This window comes from Bradyrhizobium cedriense, from assembly GCF_054602315.1.
On the sequence record NZ_JBTSWB010000002.1, the window covers coordinates 251,110 to 264,514 of the forward strand.

Annotated in this window: 11 protein-coding genes and 1 tRNA gene; 7 read left to right on the top strand and 5 right to left on the bottom strand. The window is 56.8% G+C overall.

The window, feature by feature from the left end:
- Nucleotides 1-13 precede the first annotated feature (13 nt).
- Nucleotides 14-5,245 (bottom strand): ATP-binding protein, encoded by a 5,232-nt coding sequence (locus tag ACYCVF_RS07490; protein ID WP_459606521.1) that lies wholly within the window; start codon nucleotides 5,243-5,245, stop codon nucleotides 14-16.
- Nucleotides 5,246-5,602: 357 nt separating this feature from the next.
- Here ACYCVF_RS07490 and ACYCVF_RS07495 point away from each other — a divergent pair, with 357 nt between their 5' ends.
- Nucleotides 5,603-6,049, top strand: a complete 447-nt coding sequence (locus tag ACYCVF_RS07495) for a hypothetical protein (RefSeq protein ID WP_459606522.1) — start codon at nucleotides 5,603-5,605, stop codon at nucleotides 6,047-6,049.
- 88 nt (nucleotides 6,050-6,137) lie between these two features.
- Here the strand turns inward: ACYCVF_RS07495 and ACYCVF_RS07500 are convergent.
- Nucleotides 6,138-6,213, bottom strand: a tRNA-Ile gene (locus tag ACYCVF_RS07500).
- Nucleotides 6,214-6,494: 281 nt separating this feature from the next.
- Between ACYCVF_RS07500 and ybgC the strand changes: the two genes are divergently transcribed.
- Nucleotides 6,495-6,938 carry a tol-pal system-associated acyl-CoA thioesterase gene (ybgC, locus tag ACYCVF_RS07505; protein ID WP_459606523.1) on the top strand — a complete coding sequence of 148 codons (444 nt, stop codon included), beginning with the start codon at nucleotides 6,495-6,497 and terminating at the stop codon, nucleotides 6,936-6,938.
- Between the two features lie 138 nt (nucleotides 6,939-7,076).
- Here the strand turns inward: ybgC and ACYCVF_RS07510 are convergent, their stop codons facing one another.
- The 3 genes from ACYCVF_RS07510 to ACYCVF_RS07520 all read right to left on the bottom strand — a co-directional run bounded on the left by ACYCVF_RS07510 (nucleotide 7,077) and on the right by ACYCVF_RS07520 (nucleotide 9,419).
- Nucleotides 7,077-7,991: a nucleotidyl transferase AbiEii/AbiGii toxin family protein gene (locus ACYCVF_RS07510; RefSeq protein ID WP_459606524.1), complete on the bottom strand. Its 915-nt coding sequence runs from the start codon at nucleotides 7,989-7,991 to the stop codon at nucleotides 7,077-7,079.
- Nucleotides 7,978-8,829 carry a type IV toxin-antitoxin system AbiEi family antitoxin domain-containing protein gene (locus tag ACYCVF_RS07515; RefSeq protein ID WP_459606525.1) on the bottom strand — a complete coding sequence of 284 codons (852 nt, stop codon included), beginning with the start codon at nucleotides 8,827-8,829 and terminating at the stop codon, nucleotides 7,978-7,980. The genes ACYCVF_RS07510 and ACYCVF_RS07515 overlap by 14 nt, the downstream gene beginning before the upstream one ends.
- 287 nt (nucleotides 8,830-9,116) lie before the next feature.
- Nucleotides 9,117-9,419, bottom strand: a complete 303-nt coding sequence (locus ACYCVF_RS07520) for a hypothetical protein (RefSeq protein WP_459606526.1) — start codon at nucleotides 9,417-9,419, stop codon at nucleotides 9,117-9,119.
- A gap of 355 nt (nucleotides 9,420-9,774) precedes the next feature.
- Here ACYCVF_RS07520 and ACYCVF_RS07525 point away from each other — a divergent pair, with 355 nt between their 5' ends.
- The 5 genes from ACYCVF_RS07525 to ACYCVF_RS07545 all read left to right on the top strand — a co-directional run bounded on the left by ACYCVF_RS07525 (nucleotide 9,775) and on the right by ACYCVF_RS07545 (nucleotide 13,295).
- Nucleotides 9,775-10,731, top strand: coding sequence for an Abi family protein (locus ACYCVF_RS07525; protein ID WP_459606527.1), 957 nt, complete (start codon nucleotides 9,775-9,777; stop codon nucleotides 10,729-10,731).
- 87 nt (nucleotides 10,732-10,818) lie between these two features.
- The gene (locus ACYCVF_RS07530; protein WP_459606528.1) at nucleotides 10,819-11,475 is read left to right on the top strand and encodes a hypothetical protein; all 657 of its coding nucleotides are present in this window, start codon (nucleotides 10,819-10,821) and stop codon (nucleotides 11,473-11,475) included.
- An 8-nt stretch (nucleotides 11,476-11,483) separates the two neighbouring features.
- Nucleotides 11,484-12,104, top strand: a complete 621-nt coding sequence (locus tag ACYCVF_RS07535) for a class I SAM-dependent methyltransferase (RefSeq protein ID WP_459606529.1) — start codon at nucleotides 11,484-11,486, stop codon at nucleotides 12,102-12,104.
- Between the two features lie 242 nt (nucleotides 12,105-12,346).
- The gene (locus ACYCVF_RS07540; RefSeq protein ID WP_459606560.1) at nucleotides 12,347-12,733 is read left to right on the top strand and encodes a YbgC/FadM family acyl-CoA thioesterase; all 387 of its coding nucleotides are present in this window, start codon (nucleotides 12,347-12,349) and stop codon (nucleotides 12,731-12,733) included.
- A gap of 94 nt (nucleotides 12,734-12,827) precedes the next feature.
- On the top strand, nucleotides 12,828-13,295 hold the full coding sequence (locus ACYCVF_RS07545; RefSeq protein WP_459603380.1) for a nuclear transport factor 2 family protein: 468 nt from the start codon (nucleotides 12,828-12,830) through the stop codon (nucleotides 13,293-13,295).
- Nucleotides 13,296-13,405 lie beyond the last annotated feature (110 nt).

The following is a 13,405-nucleotide window of genomic DNA, read 5'->3' on the forward strand; positions in this document are numbered from 1 at the left end:
GCTTAGACTAGCTCTAAGCAGTCTTGCGGCTTGAAGCGATTCCGGAAAGCTGCTCTTCGATTTCTCGCGCTTGGGCGACGCCGGACTGAATTAGGATATCGAGGGACTTGAGAAGGTCTTCGACAACTTCCGACATTACGTCCGATGAAATATCAGACGTAAGCGTGCGGTCGAGCCATGCACATACCCGAACACCAACATTTTTTTCAGACCAGAAGTTAGTATCGACACCGTAGGCCAAACACCAAGCGGTCGTCGCCTGCACAACGAAGGGTAACAACGACGGTCGAGGGGATGATTCCACCAGGTTAAGAAACAGGGATGTAAGATAACCGGACGAAGGCGCATCGGTAACAAGCGAAGTCAACATCGGCATGGTCGCGTCCAAGCCAGTCCAATTGTCCGGGATGGTTGCCTGGCCGCGATTATAGAGGCGGTGCGGCTGGTAAAACATCGCGTTTAGCGCGTCCCCAGCATGGCTTTCGGTCGTAAAGCCCTTTTCGCGCCCGAGATACTTGAAGTTTCTCCCCTTCCTGATGCGATCAACCAAGAGGGCGCGAACAGCCACCGGGTCTTCGGGTGTTCGGGTATCGATCGCCTGCATTGCGCGGTCGAAGCCGCGCAGGAACTCAGCCATCACGTCGTAGAAAGCTTCGTCTCGGAAGTGAACAATTGGTTCTAGGAACATTTTAGTCACGTCGTCGTGCGGCAGAGCCACAGATAGAATGCCGAGGAATTCGAAAAATTGTGAATTCCACGTAGACGGCCGATTGTCCCGATCTCTGTCATCCTCACCATGCGGCCCGTTGGCCTGATTGGTCCACCGCATGAGGTGCCCCGCAAGATCGACCAACCAAGTCGGCAAGTCACCCACCGTTAGGCGGATGAGATAGCCGACCACTGCTCCAAGCGTGCGCTCGTCAATGTAGCACTCGGGAGTCTCGTCGGGTTCATCATCGCTTTCGTCGATCCATTCTCCGATCCGGAAGCTACGGCGAGGCCGTGAATACCAGGCCGGTAATTCGGGCCACGCCGGTTCAACGTCCGATCCATCCAGCCATTGACGCTCCAAGGCGATCACGGCCTCAATTTTCTCCCGGTACGCCCGCCGGTTTGTCTCATCTTGGCGCTTGGTTTCCGCCCTGCGCGGATGGATGGAGGTTATCATAACAATGCGAATGAGCGAGCGAAGCAGACGAGCATCGATCCGAGCCAACTCCGAAAAACGACTGCCCAATGCCTTGACCACAGAGAGGTGTCGGTTGCTTGCGAGCTGTAGGAGCAAGTCGCGTGTCGCGCGCTCTTGATCTTTTAAGAACAGCTCGACCAGACCGACGGCAGCTATCGCGGCAATGTTGTATTCGATCTGATCATTCCCGGTGTATTCTCTGCCTTTTTCAGTTGATGCCGTGCGCAAAACCTGTAGCGCCCAGCCGATGACGTCGCTGCGGTCCGGTCCGTCGAAGTCACGCGCCGCGAGGGCCGCAGCCATGACGAAGGCTCGCCGGTCCGATTGCTTATCGAAATCATCCTCCTCCTCATCTTCGTTCGCCTCGGCCGCCGTTGGTTTAGCGTTCGCCGGTTGCGCTTTGGCCCATTCGATTCCCTCGCTTACAACTTGCGCTGTCGATTTGGTGGGATCGAATAGGGCAAACTGAACTTTAATGCGCACATTGTGATGTCGCATGTCAGCCTCAAGTCGAGTCGCTTTCGCTTCAATCAGCGCCACCTCCTCTGGGGCGCGTTGGAACTGCCGGACCTCAGCCTCCGAGCCGTCATTCAGCTTTATCTTGACGAGTGGCCAATGTTCGGCGTTCGTCATGCGCACGGCACGCTCAGCCGTAGCCCGAAGCCCACTGATTGGGTCTTCGTCCTCCGCCGGCTTTTGCCCGATTTCATTAGCGGCCTGTTCAAGCGCGGCGCGAAGCGCTTGGAGCTGGGCTGGGTCCCCATGAAAGACATAATAGCCGATGGTGTCAGATAATCGTTTGCGTCGCGACGCTTTCGCATCAAGATCGGCGCACTTTACCCGCCAGCTAGTCGGCTCCTGCTGAAACGGCCGCACCCGGTTCGTGCCGGCGATATCGTGCGAGTGACGCGCGTCATCGAACTCCAGCAACTCGGGCGTCGCCACAATGGGCCATGCCACGCTATGGGCTTCAGTCCAGTGTGAAAGCGCAAGATCAATGGCGACGGACACAAAAGCGATGCTCGAACCATCGGGCCCAAGCACGTCATCCAAGATGTCTGCGAATGGTCGCCCCGCCTCGATCTGGCGATGTCCCCAGGCTTCCAGGGCCATAAGCGCCGATGCCGTAATCGCGGATGGGGCGACGCTGCGCGCCCATTGATAGACTGACCAGTCGCCCTCGAATGATTTTGTGCCGTGCGGAAACGGAATTGAAATCCGAGGGAAAGGCTGCCGCGCCTCGATATACTGATCCCGCCGCCACTGTGTTGCATGCTTCACCAATCCGCGGACTAGGCGTAAGCCATCGTCTGGCGATTGCTCCAAAAGCTCGAAAAATGGGCCCTGACCCGGTGATGCCGGCGAGAATAGGTGATCGTGCGCACCGAATGGCCCAAAACGGTCACTCCCGCGATATCGATCATCGGGATCCTCTTTCTCGATGATTGCGCCAAGCGCAAAATTTGCCAGCGCTTTAGGCGCGGCTTTCGTCAAAGTACCCGATCCAGAGAGGATAGCCTTCATCTCATGGTGCCGGACCACGTCCGGATCGAGACCGGAAATATAACGTTCGGCTGCTGCCGGATTCAGATGAGCGAATGAGAAGACCGTCATCCGAATTTCATCGCGAACGTCCCTGACATGAGGGATGTGAAGCGAGGGGCGCTCATCGCGCACGTCGGAATAACTACGGGGGGACATCCGATCTTCGATCATCGTTAGCCACTCGAAGAGAAGCTCGACAATCGTCGAATTGCACTCAAGCGATTTGTGTTGTGTCGACATCAACCAAGCTTGAAACACTTTCGACAAGTCGGGGATGAGTGTGGTGGGCAATGATCTTGCCTCTGCCACAAGCCACAGTACGAACCACGTCCAGCAAGGGCCCTTCAATAGGATCAAGTCGCCCGCGCCTGAGGGAACAACGGCAGATGGCTGGACCTTGGCGATCACCTTGGCTAACGGAACCGACTCGACGGCGATCATAAGCCGAATGATCTCGCTAAGGCGCCGTCCATCGGATTCGACCAGGGCCGACTTAAACAAAAAGAACAGTTCGAACGCCTGCTCAGACCGTGGCAAGGCTAACAGCACCGGCCGCTTCCAGCTTCCATGACAGCCATCGCGTTCGACTGTGCCGAGCAGTTGTAACCAGCGAGCGCCAGTGGCATCACGCTCAAGAGCGAGGCGTGCTGTGATCTCAAGACCCCGTGCCAACCCGGGCGGCAACGGCCTGTCCATCGGGAGGGCATTCAACTGTTCTGGATAGTCGTGAAGCAGAAAACCGACTGACCAGTCACGCAGCACATCATGCCGGAAGGCAACTGTCGCGCCCGTGATTTCTTCCCGTAAGCTATCGAAGCGCAGCAATTCCGCTACGGTGAGTGAGTCAAGCTCGTCAATGTTGAACGCCACGCGGCCAGGGTTGGCGAGAACCTGCGTCCCGATCGCTCGCAGAACTTTCAATCGAGACAATCTACCGTCGTCTTTGCCGCGTCCGCCCCCATAGAGCCACCACAACTCGGCCAAATCGATCTCGGTCGCGATCCCGGCAGCGGCATCGGCTTGGCCAGCACCAAGCTCGATCATCCGCGACAAATAGAACAGGTTTCGCGCGATCCCTTGCGCCGGGTGGCCGCTTCTCAGGATGACCGCAAGCGCCTGGTTGCCGTCGGACAGGACCTCCGTTTCATCATCATTGATTGCTTCAACCTGCAAGGTCACGATATCGGCGCTGCTTACGTCGGCTGGAAGCTTGGTCTTCCAGTCGTCGTTGCCGACCCCACCGGTGACGACCGCGCGCCAGCCAGGATTTTTCGCAACGCCCGAGAGTAGATCGGTGACCGTAGCCCAGTCGCCGTCATTGTCGATTTGGTCGATATTGTCGATGAAAAGGGTGGCGCCTCCACCACAGCCGAGTTCATTGAAGAGTTCGTCCTGCGATATTTTGCAATCGATCGCGTGGGCCATCGAAAGCCACCCGCCCGGAATAATCCGGCCGTTGCGCATCACGATGATACGCCCTTCTGGCTGAAGACGTCGGGCGAGATGTTTCATAACCGATGTCTTGCCGACGCCGGGTGCGCCGACAATGTGCAAAATGCGCTGTGGGTCAAGGAGTGCGGAGGCCTGATCAATCAGCTCGCCTCGGGAAAGTCTTACGCCGCCGACTTGGTCCTTGATTTCATTCAGCGCGCGGTCCGCCGCTTCCGACAAGCGGGCCGCAATAGGCCGCAGATCGGCTCTTGGATCGAAGCGAAACCCATATTCCGTCTCGAGCGGGGTGACGACCGCGGGGCGATCAAGCGCCCCGCCAGCTCTTGCGCACGCTCCGGCAGACTCAATTAGAATGGGCCATAGATCGCTCGCGCGATTGGTTTGATCCGCAGCGAGAGCGAACCGCGCCCGTTCGCGCGCCCGGTGCTCGTAGTCGGAGCTGTGTGACTCAAAATCGAAAACCAAGATATTAAAGCGACGAAGCAATTGCCAAATGGTCTTGTCGTCGGTTGATCCACCCGCAGCCGCGAGATTTTTGCGAAACACATCGACGAAGTCGCGCATTCCGTTCGACGCAAATTTTTCGCGGTTGATATGCGCTGCGAATGTCGCGCCGTCCGGAAGCTGCCGCGCCCAGTGCAGGACTTCTTGGCAGGCTTGCTCCACTCGCGTTGTCGTTCGTGACATCGCAACGGCCAATTCGTATCGGGTCGTCGCAAATTCGGGTTTCTGCGCGGCATCCCACATCTGCACGACAACATCTGTGAATTCGCTGTCGGAGGTCGTAAATGTCAGCGTGCGTTTGGCTTGGATTTCAAGGGTCGCCGCCGAGCCATCGGCGTTCGTGGCCTGAATGATCACATCGTCCAGAGGGCGGCCCGATCCGCGCTGCTGGAATTCAACGGTGCGGATGGTCGCGCCGGGAAGTGCGCGCGGTTCGCCGTTCGAAATCAACGCCAGAAGATAGAACGCGCCAACTTTGGCCTCGAACTGAGGGCCAGCATTGCCTGTCGCTGCCGGCGGCGGGGCCTGCGGTCTATTTATTCGCTTCTGGGGCACAGGTTGTAATGTTCTGGATTTGTTCGTTAGGCAAGGCCATTGGAAGGTGTGGGTTTGAGGTTTTCCCTATTTTATCAACATTACGTTGATTCCGTTGCATTTCTTCGAACTGGCTATTTGGTTTAATCCGCGACTTCTTGGGCAAGTACGGTGACGCCGTCGACACGCGGCTTGATGACATTATCGCGCAGGCCCCATGATGGACAAGGCGCTGCATAACGCAGTTCTTAAGCAGGTCGAGATGAAGAACCCTGAGAAGGTGGGAATTATGCGAGCGTTCCTGGGCAGACCAGTTGAGGACGATTGAGCCTCGCGCTGAAGTGAGTGTTTTCTGTCGGATTGTCATGGAGCAAGTCGGTGCGTTTTCAGACAGGGAAATTTGCAGGTAAGACCACGCAGGAAGTGCTGCTAAAGTTTCCGGACTGGGCACGTTGGAACGTGAAGAATTTTTTGGACGTGAAGCACTCAAAGCACTTTGGGGAGCTGGCGAAGAAATTCACTTCAAAGCCGTTCGTTGAACGATGCGAGGGCTGCAACAGTGAAGCCAGCTATGCGAGTGCTTACCGTGGAAGCCCGTCCCTCAGGTTTTGGTGCGACAACTGCAGCCCGACTCAAACCGGCGCCGAGCCCGCGAAATTGAGCCGTGTAAAATCGATGCGCGACGTATTGATGCACATAGAGGTGACAGCAAACGGGAACCGCAATTGGCAGCGGCAAATCGTGCGCGCATTGGCAGAGGCGAAAGGATTGCCGAAACGGGTGGGCGAGAAGCAAGCAGTTGCTTTTTTCTCGACCTCAACGTGAGTCTTGCTTGCTGCTTCGCCCCACTGAGGCGGTGCTCTCTCTCTCCGCCTATCCAGCCCTAAGTCGTTGTTGTTGTTGTTGATTGGGCTGGTGGGCCCGGCAGGACTCGAACCTGCAACCAGACCGTTATGAGCGGCCGGCTCTAACCATTGAGCTACAGGCCCCCGCCGCAGGCAATCGTTGAAAAGCGGCCGGACGGCGTGCCGGGATCGTTTACAGGGTGGCCGGCATTCCGGCAATCCCATATCGTTTCGAACGAACTAGGGTGTTGCACGCAGTCCGCGGTTAGCGACGCCATCGATACCGCGCGCAGTGCATGCCGGCATTCATGTGGCGGCGCTGAGCTTCCGACTGCAGGATCCAAGCTCGAGATTTTTGCCGCTTGCTCAGAAAAGCGCCGCTGTGCAAGACATTGGTTCCGGAAGCGCAGCAGAGGAACCGCACCGTGACAGCCACTCTTGACGGCGAAATTCGCGGCGGACGCCATCACATGCAGGTCCGGGTCTATTTTGAAGATACAGATTCCGGCCAAATTGTCTATCACGCAAATTTTTTGCGGTTCATGGAGCGGGGCAGAACGAATTACTTGCGCCTGCTCGGAACCAATCAGCAAGCGCTGCTCGAAGAAGCTCGGAACGATGCGCCCGGCTTTGCCTTCGTCGTCCGTTCGATGACAATCGATTTTCTAAAGCCGGCGGTCTTGGACGACGTCCTTGACGTCGTCACGCTCTCACAAGAGGTAAGGGGCGCGTCAATTGACTTGCTACAGGAGTGCAGGCGCGGAAGCGATCTCCTAGTTATGGCGCGTGTGCGTGTGGCGTTTGTCGCAGGCGGAAGAGCGCAGCGCATTCCCAAGACGCTACGGCTTGCTATGGAAGCGCATAGATAAAATCTGCTCCTCGTTCACGCCCTGATCGTCCATCGACCCATACGATGAGGGCTCCCGCTTTATCCTATAGCGACCGAGCCTACTCCACAGCCCTACTGCATGCCCGTCTGCTTACGGCCCGAATGCACCACGATGCAGTCACTTAAGCACTGCGATCAACTGAGTCACAAGCTTTTCGCGATCTGCGGCACGCAGCTTATCAAGATTGATCTGCTTCCATCGGACTGCGGGAAGCTCTGCCGCTCCATCGACGCCCAACAGAGCCCAATCTGGCTTCCCGAGCTTGAATCCGATCAGAAACTCCCGATGCTCCTTCGGCATCTTTCTAGATACCTCGGTGATCAAATCCTCGCGTGTCTTCAATAGCTCATCCAGCGAGACCGGATCTGAGGTCATACCCTCGAAGCCGTGCTCGAATTCCTTGCGGATATCCTTTCGCCGCGGCACCACAACCTCCGATATGGGCCGGTCATGGCTGATGAGATAGACGATAAAAGCGCGCCTCAGGTCGTCGCTGATGCCCTCATTCGCCAGAAGATCGCGGATGTCGAAAAGATCGCGAGGATGTTGGCGGTCAAGGGCGGCGACGATTTTTCCTGCGTAAAGGTCGGAAAACGAGACGACTTGTGTCTCCGCAAAACCAAAGTTCTCCTCGACGTTCGAACGTACGGATCGCATCTCGGGATCGAAGACGCATCCGCGAAGAACGGGAGTGACTTCGATCTTGATCTGAGCGTCAGCCCTTTGAAGTGTCAGCTTGGTAACGATGCCTTCCGCGCGGTTCACGACCTCATTCACCTTGACGCCCGGAATTCCCTTGCCAATGGCGACCGCCATTCGTTTCATGCCCGCATCGATCGCGACCAGCGATTCCGTCCGGCCGGCGACAGGCAGGTAGGTCAGGTCGATATCCACCGACAAACGCGGCATATCACGGACGAATAGATTGATCGCAGTCCCGCCTTTGAGAGCAAAATCCGTTTCCGGCGCAACGAATGGCAAGGTCTCGATCAGCAGCGCGACCTGATGCCGATAGCGTTCAGACAGGGGCACCAAGATCCTCCGGCACGGTGATCAAATATTTCGGATCGAGCCTTCCGCCTTTTACCAGCATGCGCTTTCCTTTCCCCAAATCGACCTTGTCACGGTCTATTTGCTTCAGCCATGAATGGTTGTGCCGGTCGGCAAACCAGAAGAACAGCCTTTTGACTTTCACGCTTCTGCAATCGTCCAGTAGCTTTTGCAGCTTGCGGGGACTGAGGTTGCGCAAGCCCTCGACAAGCATGTCGGCCTGGAGGAAGCTCTCGCTATTCGGCAACTCGTTGAGCAGTTCAAGCAACGCACGCTCGGGCGATGACACGGTCAGTGGCCATTCGCTCTCGCCCCATATCTGCTTGAATGGGCCTGCCTGGAATTCATCGGCGGCGGCGCCGGTATTGCTCTGGACATTCGAGGTGAAGTTCTTGAGTCCCTTCGTCACCGGATCGGCTTTGAAGAGCGTTGTGCTCTTGCGGAATGTGAAGCGCTCTTTGAGCGGAAGCTTGAAGAGCCATCCGGGCGGAGCATCGGGACCGTACAGATAAACGACGGTCGGCCCTTCAGCCCGGAGGTAGTGCGAAAAACCTTGCAGTTCTAGCGCTGTTCGCCCTCCGACGATCAGGGGACGCGCAAGCAGGGTCTGAAGCGATATGACGGCCTTCTGCCATGTCAGGGTGCCAAGCGGACGCTTGAAAGTCCCACGCGTCGGCTGAACCAGCCAGCCAGCCGAGACGTACTGGCTGCGCAGACCGGTCGAATAGCCATGCTTCGTCATCCACCTGGCATCGACCAATAGGCCTTCCGGGAGGGTATGTTCGAGGAAGTTTAATTTTCGTTCGAAAAGCTCAGTCATGCTTAGCAATACCACATAATTTCAAACAAACGTCAGTTTACAGATTTGCAAATTTGCTAAGCCTGACTATGCAGAAAATTCACAATCAAAACCTAGCTTGTCCGCCCCCCCAACCACATTTCGATCTCCAATGCGGAGCCATGGGTGAAGCGAAGCGGAAAAGGGAACAGGTCGCAACCCAATCAATTCCGGCCGATGTTTTCACCCCGCAGTGCGGTGACACGGACCGCAGTACAACGCCTTGCTCAGCGTATGCACAGGTCGCGATCGGGGCCAAACGACCAAGGTTAGGTCATGATCTCGGTATGCCGGCAATGTCGGCAGCGGACCTCAAGAAGACCGTAGCGGCCATGGATGGCGTCAGAGATTGAGGGAGATGGTGCGTCGTCGCCGCCGATGAACTGACGGGTCGTCCAGGCAATGCAGTCCAGGGCATGAGCCTTTGCCAGCATCCGATCGGCCGCGGCATGAGCCTTAGCAGCTTCCAGTATCTCATGCTCATAGGCTACCTCAGCCTTGTGAAGCTCTCGCGCATAATATTTGCGGTCGCGGCCGGAGAGGGGCGGCGTGATGATTCTGGCGGCAGACATGCAGGAGGATTCCTCCGACGAGGGCCATTCGCAACCCGCTAGGGCTGGATCCTAACGGCCGTGGCACCGCTGGTTGTTCGTCAAGACCGATCTTTGGGCGGCCAGATCGGTGTGGAAAATTGGAGGTCTGAGCGATGCCGTCTGGCCGGCGTCGATCAACCGACGAGTGTGCGTACGGCGAAGTCTCACGACAAATCAGAGCGATAGGTGTTAACAACCGATGTAAAAGTTCCTATTCTAAGTTGAAATATGCCCCTTGACGGATTCGGTTCGATGAATCATATGTACGGCAACATGGCCCGCCCCTCTGCACGAAAGTGTACGGGTGGGTCTTCTTCTTTATAGGCCTCCGTGAATGGCCTATAGCAAGCCGTATCTGCCTGTCCCAGATCAACTGGCCCTAATAAAGGGCCGCGGAATGGTCATCTCGGATGATGCCCTAGCCGAGGTCTACCTCAATCGTATCGGCTATTACCGCCTCAGTGGCTATTGGTACCCGTACAGAGAATCACAGGGGGCAGGCGCCAGCCTCGTTGTCGGCGATAAATTTCGCCCTAACACCAAATTTTCCGAAATCGTTGAACTCTACGTCTTCGACAAGAAGCTTCGCCTGCTCATGATGGATGTGATTGAGCGCGTCGAAATTGCGCTTCGTGTCCAAATCACTCTGGAGCTGGGCAAGTTGGGTGCGCAAGCGCATCGAGATGCGCAGGCGCTGCATCCGAACTTCCAGCGCGCCTCCGCAACCGGTTCTACCGAAAGCCGTCACCAGAAATGGCTTCGCCTACATGACGAGGCCTTCGCTCGCTCAAAAGAGGAGTTCGCAAAGCATTTCAAATCCAAGTATGCAGGTGAACATCCGCCGATCTGGATTGCCGCAGAACTCTGGGATTTCGGGGCGATGTCCTTTCTGTATTCCGGGATGCGAAAGAACGGTCAACTCGCGGTCGCCCAATTTTTCGGGATCCCGTCCTTTCAAATCATGGAGAGCTGGCTTCACACCTTGAATGTTGCACGAAATATCTGCGCTCATCACAGTAGGTTCTGGAATAAACCCACACCCGTCCAACCAAAGTGGCCAACGCCCGCCGAATGCCCCGATCTAGGGCACATTGCTACAAATGTTCACGCGCTCACGCGCGTATACGCTATTGCCTGCATGTGTGCTCACTTCCTCAAGACCATCAACCCAAACTCAAGCTGGCTGAAGCGCTTCAAAGCTTTGGCCGCGACATTCCCCAACTCATCTATCGCGAATATCAAGTCGGCGGGATTTCCTCAGGATTGGGACAAGGCCAACCTTTGGGCCTGACAAGATTAACCATTTCTTTGGAAAGCGGACACGCAAGCACTCTAGCGTTGTAGTGTTGCCTCATTTCTAGCAGGCAGCATCCCACTTATGGCTTACCTCGACAGAGTCACGCCGGTAGTTGATCTAACGATTTCTAGACTGGCGTCGCAGCGCTTTTTGGTTGACCCAATTTCGGGCGAGAAATTCTCCCGGCAAACCAGCATAATCAGCTCAGCTTACAAGCGTCACGGCGCGATTCTCGAAGTCGCTATCAGAGAGAGTCTTCGGGAAAGCAATCGACATAAGGTTTGGAGGGAGGATGCCTTCAAGGTGTCTCGAGCTGCAGACCAGATCGTTGGCCAACAGACTGACGAAGCGTACTCATCCACAACGCTTCCTTACGGCGAGGCAGTCCGCACGCTGCAGGTCGACATGATAGCATTCGACGACGCAGACAAGACTCTCCGTGCTTATGAAATCAAGCGGGGAAATGGCGCGTTCGATGCTGGGAAGATCCGATCGATTCGCCGCGACCTAACCGTGACGCAGATGCTTCTCAAGAGCTATGGGAAGACTTTCAAGTTAAACCCCGTCAAAGCAGAAGCCCGTGTTATCTTCTATTACGGGATTCGGTCGCTTCCTCGCCCGTACTCGCTGATTGGAGCCGAGCTTAACGATCACTTTGGCTTCGCGGTGTACGATTTGGTTGAGACTGCAAATGTTTATTTCCGCCAGAAGCTGCATGAGCTGCTCGAGCGGATTTGAGAGGCAAAATGCAGAACACGTCGCATGCCGTGATGGCCCAACGGATCGAAGCAGCGGATAGCCTTGATAACTTCCCGACACCGCCCTGGGCAACTCGCGCTCTCATGGAGCATGTGATCGCCGACGCAGGTCCATTCCGAAAGCTGAGTTGCTTGGAGCCGGCTTGCGGCGCCGGGCACATGGCTCGGCCTCTTAAAGAGTACTTCGGTAAGGTAAAGGCCTCGGACATTCACGCTTACGGGTACGGCTCTGTCGCCGACTTTCTGAGCGCTCCGATACAGGCAGGTTCGGTGGATTGGGTCATTACCAACCCACCCTTCAGGTTGGCCGAAGATTTCATCAAGCGCGCGCGTATCGTGGCACGCCACGGTGTTGCGATCCTGGCTCGGACAGTGTTTCTCGAAAGCGTCGGTCGCTATCGCGAAATTTTTGAACAAAGCCCACCTGCGAAGTTTGCCCAATTCACCGAGCGCGTTCCGATGGTGAAGGGCCGGCTCGACGCGAAGGCATCTACAGCGACCGGATATGCATGGATCGTTTGGGAGAAGCGTGAGGCTGAAGCGCCGCGCCTTATGTGGGTGCCCCCCTGTCGCAAGAAGCTTGAGCGTTCAGGAGACTATCAAAGCTGACCGGCTGCTTACCCGGTGCTCACCCGTACAAACTTGTCGACAGGGCCAGCGGCTAAATATTTGATTTTGCTGGCGCAACCGACACGATTCGAACGTGTGACCTTTGCTTTCGGAGGGTAACCCTCAGGCGCGCAGACGCTCTCTTAGGTGTGCTACGGAAGGGCATTGATAAATCTCTGCTTATTCACGCCTTAGCCGTCCAGCGACCCAATGAAAGTAATCCGCTAGACTTCTGTTGCGACATCGTCAAATCAGTGTTCTCTGGGATCGTCTATCACGCCAACTATCTGCGCTACATGGAGCGCGGACGAACCAATCATCTCAGGCTGATGGGGGCCGAGCAGCAGGCGTTGTTCGAGCAGGTCGAGACGGAAGGCGCGGGCTTTGCCTTCGTTGTCCGTTCGATGCATCTGGATTTCCTCAAGCCCGCACGAATGGACGACGTGCTCGACGTCGTGACCTGGCCGGTCGCGGTGAAGGGTGCGTCCATCATGCTGGCACAGGAGGTGCGGCGCGGCGGTGACGTGCTGGTGAAGGCCGAGGTCCGCGTTGCCTTCATCAGCGGCGGTCGTGCCCAGCCGATTCCGAAGTCGATACGCGCGCTGATGAAAGCCGATCTGATTCCGTGATCGCCCGATAAGTGATCGCCGGATTTGTGATGGCCTATCGACTCCGCCAATTGCGGCGATAAATTCACGATCCTGATCAACCGATGAGGCCATCATGTCGCGCCCGCCGCTTCCACCCTTCACCCGCGAGACCGCTGCGCAGAAGGCTCGCATGGCCGAGGACGCCTGGAATTCACGCGATCCGGTGCGTGTGTCGCTCGCCTATACCGAGGACAGCCGCTGGCGCAATCGTTCCGAGGTCTTTCAGGGCCGCGAGGCCATCGTCGCGTTCCTGACCCGCAAATGGGAGAAGGAGCATGACTACCGGCTGATCAAGGACCTCTGGGCCTTCGACGGCAACCGTATCGCGGTGCGCTTCCAGTACGAGTGGCACGATGGGAACGGTCAGTGGTATCGCTCCTACGGCAACGAGCAGTGGGAGTTCGACGAGCACGGCCTGATGAAGCGGCGCGAGGCCTCGATCAACGACATGGCGATCGCTGAGAAGGATCGCCGGTTTCACTGGCCGGCCCCGGGGCCAAGGCCAGCGGATGTGGCAGGGCTGGGGACCGATCCGTTCTGATATTTCCGCGAGCGACGCTGCTTCACCCTCTCCCCTTGTGGGAGAGGGTAGCTCGCCGCAAAGCGGCGAGACAGGTGAGGGGTCGTCTTCCTCCGCGCATTCAATGATAG

Coding starts and splice junctions, on each gene's coding strand:
- ACYCVF_RS07515 (WP_459606525.1), bottom strand. CDS start 8,829: ATGACTGAGCTTTTCGAACGAAAATTAAACTTCCTCGAACATACCCTC.
- ACYCVF_RS07520 (WP_459606526.1), bottom strand. CDS start 9,419: ATGTCTGCCGCCAGAATCATCACGCCGCCCCTCTCCGGCCGCGACCGC.
- ACYCVF_RS07525 (WP_459606527.1), top strand. CDS start 9,775: ATGGCCTATAGCAAGCCGTATCTGCCTGTCCCAGATCAACTGGCCCTA.
- ACYCVF_RS07530 (WP_459606528.1), top strand. CDS start 10,819: ATGGCTTACCTCGACAGAGTCACGCCGGTAGTTGATCTAACGATTTCT.
- ACYCVF_RS07535 (WP_459606529.1), top strand. CDS start 11,484: ATGCAGAACACGTCGCATGCCGTGATGGCCCAACGGATCGAAGCAGCG.
- ACYCVF_RS07545 (WP_459603380.1), top strand. CDS start 12,828: ATGTCGCGCCCGCCGCTTCCACCCTTCACCCGCGAGACCGCTGCGCAG.